Origin of the sequence: Acinetobacter sp. V91_7, assembly GCF_031799075.1 — a bacterium.
Lineage (GTDB): Bacteria > Pseudomonadota > Gammaproteobacteria > Pseudomonadales > Moraxellaceae > Acinetobacter > Acinetobacter calcoaceticus.
The window spans coordinates 25368-42582 of sequence record NZ_JAVQNT010000023.1 but is presented as its reverse complement, the minus strand read 5'-3'; the positions used below and the strand labels follow the sequence as shown (position 1 = coordinate 42582).

Below are 17215 nucleotides of genomic sequence, written 5' to 3'. Positions count from 1 at the left end.
AACTCGCGACCCCAACCTTGGCAAGGTTATGCTCTACCAACTGAGCTATTCCCGCGTGCCGCTTATAATACATTAAGCGAAACATGGGTCAACAACTTTATGCAAATAATTATGCTGATTGCATAAAATAAAAACAGAAATGAGTATTTAGAAGTATTTTTATCGATAAGTTGCCGAATAAATAGACATTTTGTTTGAAGCCAAAGCGTACAAGAGCAACTTTTGTTTGTGTGCAGACAGGGTATACTAGGTTCAAATATACGAATAATCGTAAAAGGAAAAGCTATGAGCCTTGAACAACAATTGATTGAACGGTTACAGACCCTTGCACCCAGCCATTTGGAAGTCATCAATGAATCTGCCGGACACGGTGGTTATTTCCCGGGTAAAGAATCACATTTTAAAGTGATTGTGGTGAGTGATGAATTTAATGGATTACGTTTGGTTCAACGTCATCAAAAAGTTTATGCCTTAGCTTCAGACTTAATGAATCCAGGGCAAATTCATGCTTTAGCAATTCATGCTTATTTACCAAGTGAGTGGCAAGGTCAGGCGCCTGCTAGCCCAGAATGTGCACATGCACCTAAAAGTTAAGGGCTAATTTCATGGATGCACATTTACTGACTAAAATTATTCACATGACCGCGGTGGCTGCCGCCCTTATGGTTTTTGTATTACGCGCTTCGACTCTTTTTGTGGGTGTGCAAGGCGAACAACCAAATCCGGCGGGACGTAAAATATTAGTTGCCTTACAACATCTATCATTTACCGTAGTTTTTATTACTGGCGCAATTTTATTGGTCATGAAAGACTTTCATGTACAGCCGTGGTTTTACGCTAAAATTATTCTATTTTTAGTCTTATTATCTTCCCTTATGAAAGCCTTTAAAAAAGATAACACTCTTTTATTGGCGCAACGTAGGGCGGGTTTAATGATTAGTGCTATCGCATTTATTGCTATTATTATTTTAGTGATTGTGAAGCCTGTTTTTGCTTAATTGTTCTACATTCTTTGCCTTTTTGCTTAAGCTCTAGGTTAAACTGCGTACAGTAAAAAAATATGCAGAGGGAAACATGTTAACTCGTGTGGTGTTTAACCAAAAAGGCGGTGTAGGGAAATCAAGTATTACTGTAAATTTGGCCGCAATTAGTGCCAAGCATGGCTTAAGGACATTGGTCATTGATCTTGATCCTCAAGCCAATTCTAGTCAGTACCTTTTAGGGGATGACGCAACCTATTCTGCTGAAAAATCAATTATAGAACCAAATATCGAAAATTTCTTTGATGATGTGTTGGGAAACAATCAACAAAAGGGTTTAATCGGTAATGCATTAGGTTCGATTTTAAAAGCCCCACGAAATAAAGATATTGATAGCTTTGTACACTCAACTCCTTTTGCAAAATTAGACGTGCTTCCTGCCAGCCCAACACTTGGTGCTCTTGAACACGCACTTGAAAGTAAACATAAAATTTATAAATTACGTGATTCAATTCAAAACTTAATTGGACGATATGATCGTATCTATATAGATACACCACCTGCATTTAACTTTTTTACTTTGTCAGCACTGATAGCAGCAGATAAAGTCTTAATTCCCTTCGATTGTGATGTCTTTTCAAAGCGCGCGTTACAAACATTGATTGAAAATGTTCTCGAAACGCAAGATGATCATAATGATCGCTTGGAAATTGAAGGAATTGTCGTCAACCAATTTCAAGCTCAAGCAAAATTACCTCGGGAAGTGGTTCAGCAGTTGAAAGATGAAGGGTTGCCTGTACTTAATAGCATGTTACCGCCTTCGGTTTTAATGAAAGAATCGCATCAGAAAAATTTACCTTTGGCTCATTTGGCACCAGAACATAAATTGACTCAAGCTTATGAGACATTGTTTGGTGAAATTGAGCCAAAACGATAAGAGAAAAATGATGAAAGGCTTATATATTGCGCCTTTGGTGGCAGCCACTTTATTACTAGGCGCTTGTGCGACGACGGTAAAACCGACTTACGTGTCTCCGACTCAATATCAATCTTTGGGCTGTCAGCAGCTACAAAGTGAATATAACCGTATCCAACAATATATCGACAATGGTGTCCAAACTCCCAAAAGTACCGGTATGGGTGTTGGACTTGGACTCGGTGGCGGCTGGGGACGAGGCGGTTGGGGATTCGGTCCATCCATCTCTGTAAATATGGGACAATCTTCTTCAACCAAAAATACTGAACTTTCACGTGTTTTAGGTCAGCAAGAAGCAATAGTTCAGGCTGCCCAGTTTAAGAATTGCCCGATTATTGTTCGAAAAAAGACCAATTAATAGCCAATTTTGCATCACAATATGCTAGTTAAGGCGTATTGTGATGAATAAAGTTTAGCAAAATGTTTCATAATAAAATGAATATAAATCAATACATTTTGAATTTTCAAGCTTCATAAATCTTGTATTTTCTATAATCAAAAGCCCTCATTAACTTGCTATATTTTGCCTATTTCGTTTAAGGTGGCCCCATCTTGGATGTTGTGGAAATTTTATGATTGAGAGTTGGTTTTTTGTATTGGCAATGTTGGCTGTGTTGCTTATTCCGGGTCCGACAAATGCTTTACTTGCAACCGCTGCTCATTCTCAAGGTTTATCTAAAGCATTCTGGCTTATTCCAATGGAATGGTTAGGCTATGCCTACGGGATTAGCTTTTGGGCTGTATTTATTCATTTAGCCGCTCCAATTTGGCCAGCACTGCTACTTATTTTGCATATTACGAGTGTGTTCTATGTATTTTGGCTTGCTTTTCACTTATGGAAGAACACCCATTTACAACAGTTCAGTCAAAGTCACCGTAATATTCGCCCCCGCCAATTATTCTTATCTACCTTAAAAAATCCTAAAGCTTTGTTGTTTGCAGCGGGGATTTTTCCTGCTGAAGCATGGAATTCGCCTGAAAATTTTCTTATCGTATTTGGTGTTTTTACATTAATCCTAATTCCGGCTGCAAGTTTCTGGATGATTTTTGGACGAGCATTGTTAACGGGTCCAATCAAAAAAATAAAAGCCGATCATTTATATAAAGGATCGGCCATGTTACTTATTTTATGTATGCTTCCAGTAGTATTCCGGTTTTTCTAAATTAATCTCAAACGTTGGCTTTTCGATTTTTTAGTTTTTCACGTATAAATGCGATGATGCCTGGTAAAACGCTAATAATAATGATGCCAAAAATAAGATGGGTAAAATTATCTTTAACGATTGGCATATTTCCAAATAAGTAGCCTAGAGTTACAAAAGAAGCGACCCAACAGAATGCGCCAATAATGTTATAAGTTAGGAAAAACTTATAGTTCATGCTACCAGCCCCAGCAACAAAAGGTGCAAAGGTACGGGCAAATGGTATGAAACGAGCAAAGATAATGGTTTTGCCGCCATGACGAGCAAAGAATTCTTGAGTTTTAACTAAGTGCTGTTTATTGATGAATCGAGAATTCATTTCAAACACACGTGGACCAATAAAACGTCCAATATGGTAGTTTACCGTGTCACCTAAAACAGCGGCAATGAAGAGTAGAGTGCCTAATACCCATGGATCCATCGCACCTGTAGATGCAGCTAAAGCACCTGCCGCGAATAGCAAACTATCTCCCGGCAAGAACGGCATAACCACTAAACCGGTTTCAACAAAAATAATTAAAAATAGAATGCCATAAATCCACGTCCCATAATTTATAATAAATTCGGAGAGATGTTGATCAACGTGTAGAATAAAATCAAGAAGTTCCATGATAAGAGCAAGTGGTAAACCGTGCTCAAATCCTAGCAGTGAGCCTATAGAAAGTCAGTATAAAACATCAAAAAAATACAAATTGATCATCTCATTTATGCAACGATATATATGGATTTTGAGTATTTAATTATCAATGTCTCAAACCTAGAATGAGCTCATCAATAAATAAGCATTTAAATAAAGGTGGCAATATGTTTAATCCAAATGTAGTTGTTAAAAATATCGTAACGCAATCAGGCGCAGATAGTTTCATTAGCCTCGTTGCGCGTCTTCTTATTGCCTATATCTTTCTTGTTGCTGGTTGGGGGAAAATTACCGGTTATGCAGCAACTGCTGGATATATGGAAGCAATGGGAGTTCCAGCTGGAATTCTTCCTTTAGTTATCTTGGTTGAGTTCGGTGGTGGTTTAGCCTTGTTATTTGGTTTTCAAGCACGCTTTGCGGCTTTTGGGCTTGGGATCTTTAGTATTCTTACTGCATTTTTATTCCACCAAGGTGGTGCTGATGCAGCGGCGCAATATAACAATGGCATTCATTTTATGAAAAATCTTGCAATGGCAGGTGGCTTATTCTTCTTGATGCTTCATGGTGCTGGTCGTATTAGTCTGGATCATGCAATCGAGAAATAATATTTAAGACAACAATAAAAAACCGGATGATCAATTCATCCGGTTTTTTTATTTCTATGATTTGAAAATTAGAGCATGAACTGGATTTGTAATTCCCCAACAACAAAACCAAGTACTGCACCAACTGCAATGAGTGCCCATTCATCTTCTTTAAATGCAGGGCGTAACATGCCTTCAAATTCAGAAGGCGTTAATTTCTGCATGCGTTCAATTAAAGTACTACGAATATTCATGGCATCTTCTGCATAAGACTCTACGTATTTCATAGTCTCTGGAAGCCGTTGCATAATGCGTTCAGCAACTTGCGATTTCATATCCTGATATTTTTCTCCGCCAATTGCATATACGACCAACGGGCGAATGACGCCTGCTTGCATATCAATTTCTTGTTTTACATGACGGTTAACCAGATCAATAACACGATCAGAATGTGTACCAGAAAATAATTCTTCCATCATATGACGTGAAGTCAGAAGCTGTTTAGAAATGAGCGCAGCATAATCGGCCGCAACTTCATTTTGACGTTTAATGAATAAACCTTGCCATGTATAACCCAATATTTTTTTAGGATAAAGTGGTCTAAACATCATTTGTAATGCAATCCAGTCACTAAAAAAACCCACAAAGCCGCCAAACATTGGAAGCATCCACGGGTATTTTCCTTGTGTGACGATCCAGCAAAACATTTGGATCACACCAATACCAAAACCGAAGAAAAATCCGACATTACTGAAAAATTTAAATTCCTGTTTTCCTACTCGTTTAAAAATGTTGTTGAGTAGGCGTTTATCTTTAAGCAAGTTACTAATAACCAGATGTTTAATATCAAAATATCGGTTCACATCACGTTGTACTTCACCCATGATATGTTCAACAATCTCGGGTGCTTTTGATTGCACACGGCGAATCAGTCTTTGGCGGGCAAACTCTGGCATGCCTTCCCATAACCCAGGCTGATATTCTTGCGCAACATCACGGGTAATATCTTCAGCTGCGGCCAGCAATGGTTTTTCTATTTCTTTAGCAATACGTTTAGGATCTAGGCGGGCAAAAATTTCTTCAGGTTTAATGAGCTTGGCTGTCATCAGTTCAACAGCGATTGTTGCCATTTTCTCGGCTTTGCGTGGCACGATGCCTTGCCAACCTAGAAATGGTTTAATGCCTTTAAATTCAAGTGGCGAAAACATCATCTGAATGGCAATCACCTTGGTGATGTAGCCAATTAAACCACTCATAAAAGGAATAGAGATATACAACCAAAAATGTTGCTGGAAATCTGCAATCATAGTTTGAAGCATTGTTGTTCCTTGGATTTCTATTGATTTTGATAGGGGGCAACAAGCCATAAAAATGGATAATTGTTTAAACACAGACAAATATCGCTTATGGTATTTACCTTTCCATGGTAATGCCTGTTTTATCGGGTCATCTTAACATCAAATTCATGGTGATGCTGCATAGAATGTGATGAATTTATCAATACGTGTGAAGTTTTTAAGATTGACTCAGATTATTGATAAATATAATTAAATATTGATTTATGTCACAGAATCTAGCTATAGAAATGATTCAGAAATGAAAAAAATAAGATATATGATGATTTGCGGTGCGCCGAAGCGTGAAAAATGTTAAAATGGCGCGCTTAATTCTTTTGCCATTTAGTGGTTTGTCATGACTACCAATACTCAAATTACTGAAGATCGTATCCTGATTCTGGATTTCGGCTCTCAATATAGCCAGCTCATTGCACGTCGTGTACGTGAAGCCGGTGTTTACTCTGAAATGTATGCTTTTGATATGTCTGAAGAAGACATTCGCGCTTTTAAGCCAAATGGCATTATTTTGTCAGGTGGACCTGAGAGTGTGCATGAAGAAGGCAGCCCACGTGCACCGCAAGTGGTGTTTGAATTGGGTGTTCCAGTATTGGGTATTTGCTATGGTTTGCAAACCATGTCTGAACAGTTAGGCGGTAAAGTTGAGCCGGGTACTGTACATGAATTTGGTTATGCCGAAGTTGATATCGTTAAACGCGATCAACTGATTGGCAACCTACAAGACCGTGAAGACCAACTTCATGTCTGGATGAGTCATGGCGACAAAGTGAGCCAGATTCCAGAAGGTTTTAGCATTACTGCAAGCACGCCAAGTTGTCCAGTTGCTGCTGTAAGTGACGAAACACGCCGTTTCTATGGTGTGCAATTCCACCCAGAAGTAACGCACACGGCAAAAGGTGAAGAATTACTTGCAAATTTTGTTCATAAAATTTGTGGATGTGGTGGCCTTTGGACACCTGAACACATCATTGATTTACGTGTAGAACAGTTACGTAAGCAAATTGGTGATGAAAAAGTTCTTTTAGGTCTTTCTGGTGGTGTTGACTCATCTGTAGTTGCTGCGCTTTTACACAAAGCAATTGGCGACCAGTTGACATGTGTATTTGTTGATAACGGTTTACTTCGTTTAAACGAAGGCGACCAAGTAATGCAAATGTTTGCTGAAAACATGGGTATCCGTGTAATTCGTGCAGATGCTGAAGAACGTTTCTTAACTGCATTAGCTGGTGAAGTTGATCCAGAGAAAAAACGTAAAATCATTGGTCGTGAGTTTATTGAAGTTTTTGCTGAAGAAGCACGTAAACTTGATGGCGTGAAATTCTTGGCACAAGGTACGATTTACCCAGATGTGATCGAATCTGCTGCAAGCAAACAAGGTAAAGCACACGTCATTAAATCTCACCACAATGTGGGTGGTTTACCAGACGATTTAGAGTTTGAATTGGTTGAGCCTTTACGTGACTTGTTTAAAGATGAAGTACGTAAATTAGGTACAACACTTGGCTTGCCACACAGCATGATTTACCGTCACCCATTCCCAGGGCCAGGTTTAGGTGTTCGTATTTTGGGTGAAGTGAAAAAAGAATATGCAGATATTCTTCGTCTTGCTGATGACATCTTTATGCAAGAGCTTCGCGATAGCGGTTGGTATGACAAAACAGCTCAAGCATTTGCTGTGTTCCAACCTGTTAAGTCTGTTGGTGTAGTAGGTGATGGCCGTCGTTATGCATGGGTTATTGCACTTCGCGCAGTTGAAACAGTTGACTTTATGACAGCTCGTTTTGCACATTTACCATACGAGTTAGTTGATAAAATCTCAACACGTATCATGAATGAAATTAAAGATGTATCACGTGTTGTATACGACGTGTCATCTAAGCCACCAGCAACGATTGAGTGGGAATAATTTTCCTCTGCTTGTTGGTAAAGAAAAGGACGCGTTAGCGTCCTTTTTTATTACTTAAATTTTAACGATTAAAATTAATTTTAATAAATATCAAAACAATAGATCTGATCTTGTTACTTATACTTGATAAAAGATATATTAAGATATATCTTAATAGGTATAAATTAAACATATTAGAGAAACTTTAAAGATGAGACAGCAATCAGAACATCATCATGCTGAACACCACGAACATCATGGCGGTCATCACCGTTCAGGGCGTCGTGGGAGGCTTTTTGAAGCGGGTAGAATGAAACTTTTAGTACTTCATCTCATTCAGCAAAGCCCAAAGCATGGCTATGAAATTATTAAAGAAATAAGTGATTTGGTGGGCGACGGCTATACACCAAGTGCAGGTACCATTTACCCAACTTTAACTAGTCTGGAAGAAATGAATTTCATTACTTTGTTAGACGTGGAACGTAAGCAGTATCAAATCACAGAATTGGGTAAAGCTTACTTAACCGAACAACAAGACAAGCTGACTGAGCTATTAGAAAAATTACGACTTAGACGTGAAATTCACAGTAATGATGAACTAATTGAAATTCACCGTGCAATGGAAAACTTAAAAACAGCATTACGTTTGAAGTTGAACTCGGCGAGTTTACAGCAAGAGCAGATTTATCAAATTGCCGAAAAAATTGATCAAGCTGCGGTTTCGATTGGGCGATTATAAGTTGGAAATCGAAATGTTAGAGCTACAACATAAAATCAAAGAAACGGGCCTAAAAGTCACTCATCCAAGACTTGCTGTTTTGTCTTTAATTCAACAGCAAGCAGAAGATCTAACTGTCAAACAGATTTACCAAAAGTTATATGCCCAAAAACAGAAATTAAGTTTAGCCACAGTTTATCGGGTAGTGAACGACTTGGCGGGAGCGGGTTTAATTTCAAATCGTCAACCACAACGGGATGAAGCTAAATTTAACTTACCAGCAGTCAAGAATAATCAATTATTGCAAATTCGTTGTACAGATCTAACAGCCGCTAAACAAGAGCAATTTTTAGCATCGTTACAGTCAGTATTTACACAATTTCAAATCGATCTTAAACAGGTCGAAATCATCCAAAGTCATTAAATTTTTAATAGAGAATTTATATATGAAACAACATCAATATCATGTCACTGTACAACATCTAAAAAATGCGAAAGGAGAGGCCTCTACATATACAGAGCGTCTTGAGTTCTATGTGGGTAATCATGACGATATCTTTGAAATTGTCGAACGCTTAAAAAAAGCAAATTTTTTTGATGATGAAACTACAAAATCTTTTGGGGTTGGACTAAAACTTTTTAGTGAAGTTATGTTGGAAAATCGAGACCACCCTCTATTTCAAGAGTTTTTCCCACAATTTGGATTGTTCATGAAAAACCTAAAACAGCTCGTTAAAACACAATCATCGTAAGCTGCATCATGCAGCTTTAATTTTTCTATAATTAAAAATGGATTGTCTCATTCATAACACCCTGTGTATTACTAAAAGACTATATTGAATAATGAGTGTATTGTTAAGATCAGTACAACAACTCATTGCAAAAGCATAGGTAAAAGAGAGTAATATCATGAGCAATAATAATGATTACGATATTTCTGATTCAAACGATTGCGAAAAATTTGCCAATCAGTTTATTCAGGAATTTCCAATTCGCTCTGCTGAAATTGGACAGGGGACAGTGATTAAGCGGGCTTTGCCTAGCAGACAAAAGCGAATGATAGGTGCGTGGTGTTTTCTAGATCATGCAGGCCCAGTGTCTTTTCCTGCGGGTGATGGTTTAGATGTTGGCCCTCATCCTCATATTGGTTTGCAAACCTTCACTTGGATGATTGAAGGGACCATGATGCATACCGATAGTTTAGGTTCAAAACAACTTATTCGTCCTAAGCAAGTGAACTTAATGACGGCAGGTCACGGCATTTCACATACAGAAGTTGCACCTGATACAGAAACTCAAATGCACGCTGCTCAGCTCTGGATTGCTTTGCCTGACCATAAGCGCAATATGGATCCGAAATTTGAACATTATCCTGAGTTGCCTGTTGTTGAAAAGGACGGTCTAGAATTTACCGTTCTTGTGGGTGAATATTTGGCAACTACTTCTCCAGTAGTGGTACATACGCCATTAGTGGGTGTTGACTTAATTGCTACCGAAGATACGAAAACCCGTATTCCATTAAATCCTAATTATGAATATGGTTTTATGGCATTAGAAGGTATTGCTCATGTGAATGGCCATGAATTAACAGCTGATAACATGGTTGTATTAGATACTGGACTAAGTGAAATTGAGATTGAAGTAAAAAAAGGCAATCGTGTTCTTTTAATTGGTGGTGAACCGTTTGAAACGCCAATTTTGCTCTGGTGGAACTTTGTTGCACGTACAATGGATGATTTAAAAGAAGCTCGTGAGCAATGGATTAATCATGATGCGCGTTTTGGTGAAATCCCAGATTATGTTGGTGCACGCTTAGAAGCCCCTGTTCTTCCAGATCAAATGAGAGCATCAAAATGACAGTAGTAATCGCAAGTAGTAAAGCAAAGCCCCTTGCCGAGCAATGGAAGGGCGAAATTACCAGTGGTCGCCATCAATATTTTTGTGATGAGCCTGAAAAGCTAGAAGGGCAAGATCAAGGCCCAGCACCTTATGATTTGCTTACTGGAAGTTTGGCAGCTTGTACACTCATTACTTTAAGAATGTATGCGAAGCATAAAGGTTATGATTTTGGTGAGTTCTCAGTTGAAATTGATTTTCATACCAATAGAGAGCATGAAGAACATATAGAACGTCGTATTGTTTTTAAAGACTTACCAGATGAAGAACTTCAGCAAAAAATCTTAGCGGTATGTGGTAAAACACCAGTCACTAAAACTTTGTTACGTAGTTTAGACATTCATACTGTGCTTGTTACAGTGTAAAAATGCTATTTTGTGGAGGTGGATGATTTTATATCCATCCCACAAATGGAATAAAACAGCATGTTCACATGCTGTTTTTTATGTAAAAAGAAAAATAAAAGCAGGCAATAACATGATTAGTTTACACCACCTGGAATGTTCGCGATCGTTTCGAATTTTATGGGCTTTAGAAGAATTAGGCTTAGATTATGATATTCATTATTATCAGCGCCTACCTAACTATTCCGCTCCAGAAACATTGAAATGTATTCATCCTTTGGGTAAGGCTCCAATTTTGACAGATGATGAGCAAGTCATCGCAGAATCTGCTGTAATCTTGGAATATCTACAGCAATGTTATGATCAGAATCAACAATTTAAACCTACGCAAGCTCAAAATTTACAGCAGTATATTTATTGGATGCACTATGCAGAAGGCTCACTCATGCCACTCTTAGTCATGACTTTGGTCATGAATAGTGTAAATAAGCATGTGCCGTGGTTAATTCAACCAGTAGCAAAAAAAATCACGGAAGGGGTGAAGGCAAATTTTGTCCGCCCACGTATGAAAGATCATATTAGTTTTTTAGAAAACTATTTGGCAGAGCATGAATATTTTGCAGGCGATTTTTCATTTGCAGATATTCAAATGAGTTTCCCTCTAGAAGCCTTGCAATCACGCTTGCAAGGGAAATACCCTAATATTCAGGCTTTTTTACATCGTATTCGACGAAGGGTAGCGTTTCAAAAAGCGAAAAAAAAGGGAATTGGTTCTAATGAAAGGAATTGTGCTGATATTTAAAAGAAAAGGAACAAATATTTGTTCCTTTTTATTTGTATTTTACTTGCGTTTGATCACGATGGAGTCAATGCCGCTGTGTTGTAAAGTCTGTTGAGCAGCCAATGCAGCGTCTTGAGTGTCATAAGGTCCAGAAATAACACGGTACCATATTTGCCCATTTTCAGTACTCTTAACTACATCTGCAGATAAGCCATTTAAAATGATTTCTGCACGGCGAGCATCAGCTTGATCTGGGTCATTATAGCTGCGAACCTGTAAAATATAAGTAGGTTGCTGAGGAGCGGTGGCTGATGGATTCGTATCAATTCCTACACTTTCTGAAGCAGCTGGTTGAGTTGCACTTGGTGCCTCAACAATCATGGCTGTACCTTGATTTTTGCTTTCAGGAATCGCTTGTTCCGGAATAGGCGTTACTTGCTGTTGGGGTAATAGATCGTAGAAACGATAGTCTTTATTGGTATCTTCTTCTTGATAATGTTCAGAAGTAATCTGATTTTTTGCAGGAACAGGTTGCCAAGGTTTCCAAAGCATAAGCATTACAGCGATACATAAGACCGCCAAAATAGCGACAAGTGTCCCTAACCATTTGGGAATTAGGGGCTTTTTAGGCTTGTTAGGTCTTTCAGATACACCGCGTTGCGTTTTGCCAAACACGTGGATTATTCCTCTGTATTTTGATTGTTTTAATTCGAGTTTGATTCTCGTATTACGATGCTAAAACAGTGGCTTGTATAAGCTATTTTAACTCTACAAACCACAGCTTACTATATGCTGCATGACCTTTATTTTACTGCCATGCAATATAATTTTTACATAGAGTCTGGTGCAGATACACCAAGTAATTCTAAACCATTATGCAACACTTGTTGTACATTGATTGAAAGCAATAAACGTGCTTGTGTAAGCTCAGCATCATCGCCTAATACTTTATGTTCATTGTACCAAGCGTGGAACAAGGCAGCTAATTCTTTTAAGTAGTTACCCACCTGATGTGGTTCATACGCATTTGCAGCACGCAACACTGCATCTGGATAAGCTGCCAGTTTAGCAAGAATCTCAGTTTCAGCATCAAGAGATAGGCGAGTAGCATGTGTACGTGCAGCATTTACATCGAATTGTAAGCCTGTGCTTAACGCTTTTTCTAACATACGGCAAATACGTGCATGTGCATATTGAATGTAATACACAGCATTGTCTTTACTTTGTGACACAGCAAGGTCAAGGTCGAAGTCAATGTGTTGTTCACTCTTACGCATCACGTAGTAAAAACGAGCCGCGTCGTTGCCCACTTCTTTACGCAAGTCACGTAAAGTCACGAACTGACCTGAACGAGATGACATTTGAACCATCTCTCCGCCACGCCATAAACTTACAAACTGAACCAAAAGCACAGTCAATTTTTTAGAGTCGTAACCCATTGCATCGATTGCGGCTTTTACGCGAGAAATATAGCCGTGGTGATCAGAACCCCAGATATCAATCAGGTCGGTATAACCACGTTGTAATTTATTTAAGTGGTAAGCAATGTCTGATGCAAAGTAAGTCGTTTGGCCATTACGACGCTTAACAACACGGTCTTTTTCATCGCCAAATTCAGTCGATTTAAACCAGATGTTGCCATCTTTTTCATAAAGGAAGCCACGTTGATCAAGTGTTTCTAAAGCTTCGTCAATTTTTTCGCTAAGAGATGCTTCACTAAACCATTGGTTGAACGTTACACCAAAGTCAGCAAGGTCATCTTTAATGTCATCTAAAATGGCATGTAGTGCTGCTTGGTGGAATACGCGGTAGCCTTCACCTAGTAATTGTTGAGAGTTGGCAATAAGACCATCAATATGTTTTTCTTTGTCGCCAGATAAAACGACTTTATTGCCGTCGCTATCTAGTTCTTCTGCATATTGCACGTCTTCTGGCACATCTTTATAGACATCAGCCACTTCACGAAGGTATGCGTCGCCATCTTTATCAATAATAGTCTGTGCTATTTCTTTAACGTAATCGCCTTGATAAGCATTTTTAGGGAATACAAGGTTTTGACCTAGTAATTCTAAATAACGTAAATAAGTAGATGTCGCCAAAATATCCATTTGACGGCCAGCGTCATTCACATAGTATTCGCGGTCAACTTTAGCACCTGTTGCTTCAAGTAATTTGGCAACAGTCATACCATATGCAGCACCACGACCATGTCCTACATGTAGACTAGACGTTGGGTTTGCAGAAACGAATTCTACTTGGATCTTTTTCGCTGCATTTGCCTGACTGCGACCAAAAAATTCTTTTTGTGCTTGAATCTGGTCAAGAATAGCAAAGCGCTGGTCTGCATTTAAAAAGAAGTTAATAAAACCAGGTCCTGCGATTTCAGCTTTGCTGATATCTGCAACTTCTGGTAATGCAGCTAGAACTTTCTCAGCTAAATCACGTGGTTTCATACCAGCAGCTTTCGAGCCGATCATGGCAATATTAGAAGCAAAGTCGCCATGGCTTCGGTCTTTGGTGCGTGTTAAGTTGCTTGTGTTATTCCAGTTGGAAGGAAGCACCCCTTCTTGTTGAAGAGTTTGCACTGCATGGTCGAGAGCTGCTTGTATTGCCGTATTCATATCAATCGAAAATAGATGTCGCAGAAAAACGTCAAATATAGCAAATTTCCTATGAGTTAGGGGAGTGGATTTAATATTCCAGTAATTCTTTTTGTGCAATTTACTGAGGATTATTTTTTAAATGAATATTTCAGGGTGAATCACTTCACTATTCTAAAAACAAACAAATACAAGCCTTCTAAGAAGTTTTAAAAAGTAGATTAGCTTTTAATCCCACCATTATTTCTTATAAAAATGGCTATGTAAGTAAAAATATATATTAAAAGCTTTTTAAATTAGATAAATAAAAGAATTTTTAAAAATATAAAATTATTAAAGTATTGATATTTATTAATTATTTTTAAACATGTTTTAACTAAATAGTCTTCAATTTTAACATCACGGTTTAAAATATCTATTTTGAACGAATTAGGCTTAAGCTTATACGCACAAAGAGTTTTAGAGACCATACAAAACGTGTTTTTCTCTACTCTAAGCTGGAAAATGAGATAGGCAATGATATCAGGACACCCAAGTAAACATCCCCTTTATATCCCATATGCAGGTTTTACACTTTTAGAGTTACCACTTTTAAATAAAGGTTCGGCTTTCACTGAAGAAGAAAGAAGTAACTTTAACTTACACGGTTTACTCCCCCATATTATTGAAACTATTGAAGAGCAAAGCCAGCGCTCTTATCAGCAATATTGCGCTTTCACTGATGATATCAATCGACATATCTATTTGCGTAATATCCAAGATACCAACGAAACCTTGTTTTATCATTTAATCGAAAATCATCTCGAAGAAATGATGCCGATTATTTACACCCCAACCGTAGGTGAGGCATGTCAGCGTTTCTCTGATATCTATCGTCGTCACCGCGGTATCTTCATTTCATATCCAGATCGTGATGTGATTGATGATATTTTGCAAAACGTAAATAAAAACAATGTAAAAGTTATCGTCATTACAGATGGTGAACGTATTTTAGGCCTTGGTGACCAAGGTATTGGTGGAATGGGAATCCCGATTGGGAAACTTTCGCTTTACACAGCTTGTGGTGGTATTAGCCCAGCCTATACATTGCCAATTACAATTGATGTTGGTACGAATAATCCACAATTGTTAAATGATCCGATCTATATGGGTTGGCGTCAGCCGCGTATTAGTGGCGATGAATATTACGCATTTGTAGATATGGTGATTGAAGCTGTGAAGCGTCGTTGGCCAAAAGCATTAATTCAGTTTGAAGATTTTGCACAAAAAAATGCGATGCCACTTTTAGAAAAATATCGCGACAAGATTTGTTGTTTTAACGATGATATTCAAGGAACAGCAGCGGTATCGGTTGGTAGCTTGATTGCCGCGAGTCGTGCAGCGGGCAAGCAATTAAAAGATCAAAAAATTGCGTTTTTAGGTGCGGGTTCGGCAGGTTGTGGTATTGCAGAACAAATTGTTGCACAAATGATTGCAGAAGGTTTAACCGATGCAGAAGCACGTGCTCGCGTTTATATGGTAGATCGTTTTGGTTTGATCACTGAGAATCAACCAAACTTGCTAGACTTTCAGCGTAAGTTAGCACAAAAAGCTGAGGTGGTTGATCAGTGGGGCAATATCGAAGAAGTCATTTCATTACTCGATGTTGTTAAAAATGCTAAGCCTACAGTGTTAATTGGTGTTTCTGGACAGCCTGGCTTGTTCACAGAAGAAATTATTAGGACTTTGGCAGCAAATTGTGAACGACCAATTGTAATGCCATTATCTAATCCGACTTCACGTGTTGAAGCTGTACCTGCTGATATTGTGGAGTGGACTGAAGGTAAAGCATTAATTGCAACAGGTAGTCCGTTTGCTCCTGTGAATCATCACGGCAAACTTTACAATATTTCGCAGTGTAATAACTCGTACATTTTTCCAGGCATTGGTTTAGGTGTGGTGGCATCGGGTGCTAAGCGTGTTACAGAAAATATGTTAATGGCATCAAGTAGTGCTTTAGCAAATTGCTCTCCATTGCTTAAAGATCCACAAGCTGATTTATTACCGCCATTGGGTGAGATTCAACAAGTTTCTAAAGTTATTGCGTTCGAAGTTGCAAAAGCTGCTATGGCTGATGGCGTTGCTGTAACAATTAGTGATGATTTGTTGAAACAGAAAATTGATCAGTCATTCTGGAAACCTGAATACCGCAAATATAAGCGTATTCCTTTCTAAGAATGAGAATGTAAAAAGAGGAGCTTAAGCTCCTCTTTTTATTTTAGTCTTCTAAAATTTCTTCTAGCAACTCTTCACTAGGTGCAAAATAATAAGCACCATCAAGTGGGGTCACGAAATGCAATAAACGGTCGTGAATACCATCTCCACTTGTACCGAACATGCGCTTTAACATGGCATCAATAATAGTGAGATCTTTCGTGTAGGCAATGAAAAATAGACCTTGATCACCTCGACCATCTCCATAGGGCAGACTATGACGTAAAATTTCCATTTCTTCGCCTTCGTCATCTTCAACAACAGTACGGGCAACATGGGCGTTTTCTGGTTTAACGTCATCATCTAATTCAATAGATTCAAGTTTGGTGCGCCCCATAACATTTTCTTGCGCATCAACTTTCAATTTTTTCCACTTTTCTAAATCATGGGCATAGCGCTGCGCGAAAATGAAGCTGCCATCTGCAAATACCCCAGTGCTTTCTGGTAAGAGCGCTGTTTCAGCTCGGTCATCTGGAAATTGAGGGTTTTCGGTTCCGTCTATGAAGCCAGTCATATCTCGACCATCGAAATAGCGGAAGCATACACGCTCGTCAAGAACTTCAACTTTATCTTGAATACCTTCAAAAAATGCTTGGCTCAAGGCAAAACAAATATCAGAGCGCATGCTGGCAATATGAATGAGAACATCAGCTGGCACAACGGGCATGTTGAATGCGCCTTGTTCAGGCGCAAGTTGCTTAAAGCCTACAGGAGTTTGAGAATATAGTTGTTTCCATAGTTCAGGGCCAAAAGCGACTGCTGTTTTAATTTGAGCATCTGAATGTTGGGTAATAAGGCGGTCACGTGCTTCAAATAAAGCATTAAGTTGGTTTTTTAATTCATCAATAGTTAAGTCTTTTAAACGAAGAACAATAAAGCGTGCATGGTCTGATGGCAACGGCAAAATGACAGATTGAGCACTCATTGGAAAGAATCTCCTCGATTATAATTTGATATGAATTTTAATTATTGTGCCTGATGCGCAGAGCTGTTAGTAGTCTGTT

Annotated in this window: 19 protein-coding genes; 14 read left to right on the top strand and 5 right to left on the bottom strand. The window is 38.5% G+C overall.

Annotated elements, in window-relative coordinates; genetic code table 11:
* The first annotated feature begins 285 nt into the window (after positions 1-285).
* The 5 genes from RMB03_RS03725 to RMB03_RS03705 all read left to right on the top strand — a co-directional run bounded on the left by RMB03_RS03725 (position 286) and on the right by RMB03_RS03705 (position 3119).
* Positions 286-594: a BolA family transcriptional regulator gene (locus RMB03_RS03725; RefSeq protein WP_004640501.1), complete on the top strand. Its 309-nt coding sequence runs from the start codon at positions 286-288 to the stop codon at positions 592-594.
* Between the two features lie 11 nt (positions 595-605).
* Positions 606-998: a SirB2 family protein gene (locus RMB03_RS03720; protein ID WP_311073979.1), complete on the top strand. Its 393-nt coding sequence runs from the start codon at positions 606-608 to the stop codon at positions 996-998.
* Positions 999-1074: 76 nt separating this feature from the next.
* Positions 1075-1917 carry a ParA family protein gene (locus RMB03_RS03715; protein ID WP_003655596.1) on the top strand — a complete coding sequence of 281 codons (843 nt, stop codon included), beginning with the start codon at positions 1075-1077 and terminating at the stop codon, positions 1915-1917.
* 10 nt (positions 1918-1927) lie between these two features.
* Complete coding sequence (locus RMB03_RS03710) at positions 1928-2314, top strand: hypothetical protein (RefSeq protein ID WP_004795328.1); 387 nt, start codon at positions 1928-1930, stop codon at positions 2312-2314.
* 214 nt (positions 2315-2528) lie between these two features.
* The gene (locus RMB03_RS03705) at positions 2529-3119 is read left to right on the top strand and encodes a LysE family translocator (protein ID WP_017391531.1); all 591 of its coding nucleotides are present in this window, start codon (positions 2529-2531) and stop codon (positions 3117-3119) included.
* Positions 3120-3126: 7 nt separating this feature from the next.
* Here RMB03_RS03705 and RMB03_RS03700 read toward each other — a convergent pair whose 3' ends face one another.
* Positions 3127-3768, bottom strand: a complete 642-nt coding sequence (locus RMB03_RS03700) for a DedA family protein (protein ID WP_042898425.1) — start codon at positions 3766-3768, stop codon at positions 3127-3129.
* A gap of 194 nt (positions 3769-3962) precedes the next feature.
* Between RMB03_RS03700 and RMB03_RS03695 the strand changes: the two genes are divergently transcribed.
* Positions 3963-4400: a DoxX family protein gene (locus RMB03_RS03695; RefSeq protein WP_003655588.1), complete on the top strand. Its 438-nt coding sequence runs from the start codon at positions 3963-3965 to the stop codon at positions 4398-4400.
* A gap of 68 nt (positions 4401-4468) precedes the next feature.
* Here the strand turns inward: RMB03_RS03695 and RMB03_RS03690 are convergent, their stop codons facing one another.
* A complete protein-coding gene (locus RMB03_RS03690; protein WP_171058524.1) occupies positions 4469-5686 on the bottom strand; it encodes a DUF445 domain-containing protein in 1218 nt (405 codons plus the stop codon).
* A gap of 385 nt (positions 5687-6071) precedes the next feature.
* Here RMB03_RS03690 and guaA point away from each other — a divergent pair, with 385 nt between their 5' ends.
* The 7 genes from guaA to RMB03_RS03655 all read left to right on the top strand — a co-directional run bounded on the left by guaA (position 6072) and on the right by RMB03_RS03655 (position 11379).
* Positions 6072-7640: a glutamine-hydrolyzing GMP synthase gene (gene guaA, locus RMB03_RS03685; RefSeq protein ID WP_004640513.1), complete on the top strand. Its 1569-nt coding sequence runs from the start codon at positions 6072-6074 to the stop codon at positions 7638-7640.
* Positions 7641-7830: 190 nt separating this feature from the next.
* A complete protein-coding gene (locus RMB03_RS03680; RefSeq protein WP_311073972.1) occupies positions 7831-8358 on the top strand; it encodes a PadR family transcriptional regulator in 528 nt (175 codons plus the stop codon).
* A gap of 13 nt (positions 8359-8371) precedes the next feature.
* Entirely contained in the window at positions 8372-8761 is a 390-nt protein-coding gene (locus RMB03_RS03675) for a transcriptional repressor (protein WP_311073969.1), read from the top strand.
* 22 nt (positions 8762-8783) lie between these two features.
* Positions 8784-9089 carry a DUF3861 domain-containing protein gene (locus tag RMB03_RS03670; protein WP_311073967.1) on the top strand — a complete coding sequence of 102 codons (306 nt, stop codon included), beginning with the start codon at positions 8784-8786 and terminating at the stop codon, positions 9087-9089.
* A 157-nt stretch (positions 9090-9246) separates the two neighbouring features.
* Positions 9247-10194 (top strand): pirin family protein, encoded by a 948-nt coding sequence (locus tag RMB03_RS03665; protein ID WP_311073965.1) that lies wholly within the window; start codon positions 9247-9249, stop codon positions 10192-10194.
* Positions 10191-10598 carry an OsmC family protein gene (locus RMB03_RS03660; RefSeq protein WP_311073963.1) on the top strand — a complete coding sequence of 136 codons (408 nt, stop codon included), beginning with the start codon at positions 10191-10193 and terminating at the stop codon, positions 10596-10598. Before RMB03_RS03665 ends, RMB03_RS03660 begins: the two co-directional genes overlap by 4 nt.
* 112 nt (positions 10599-10710) lie before the next feature.
* Positions 10711-11379 carry a glutathione S-transferase gene (locus RMB03_RS03655; protein ID WP_198077949.1) on the top strand — a complete coding sequence of 223 codons (669 nt, stop codon included), beginning with the start codon at positions 10711-10713 and terminating at the stop codon, positions 11377-11379.
* 39 nt (positions 11380-11418) lie between these two features.
* Here RMB03_RS03655 and RMB03_RS03650 read toward each other — a convergent pair whose 3' ends face one another.
* Positions 11419-12033 carry an SPOR domain-containing protein gene (locus RMB03_RS03650; RefSeq protein WP_045437057.1) on the bottom strand — a complete coding sequence of 205 codons (615 nt, stop codon included), beginning with the start codon at positions 12031-12033 and terminating at the stop codon, positions 11419-11421.
* A 155-nt stretch (positions 12034-12188) separates the two neighbouring features.
* A complete protein-coding gene (argS, locus tag RMB03_RS03645; protein ID WP_311073958.1) occupies positions 12189-13979 on the bottom strand; it encodes an arginine--tRNA ligase in 1791 nt (596 codons plus the stop codon).
* Positions 13980-14474: 495 nt separating this feature from the next.
* Here argS and RMB03_RS03640 point away from each other — a divergent pair, with 495 nt between their 5' ends.
* Positions 14475-16172, top strand: a complete 1698-nt coding sequence (locus tag RMB03_RS03640) for an NAD-dependent malic enzyme (RefSeq protein WP_004640531.1) — start codon at positions 14475-14477, stop codon at positions 16170-16172.
* Positions 16173-16215: 43 nt separating this feature from the next.
* On the opposite strand, the gene RMB03_RS03635 is transcribed toward RMB03_RS03640, so the two are convergent.
* On the bottom strand, positions 16216-17136 hold the full coding sequence (locus tag RMB03_RS03635; protein WP_080026132.1) for a Dyp-type peroxidase: 921 nt from the start codon (positions 17134-17136) through the stop codon (positions 16216-16218).
* Positions 17137-17215 lie beyond the last annotated feature (79 nt).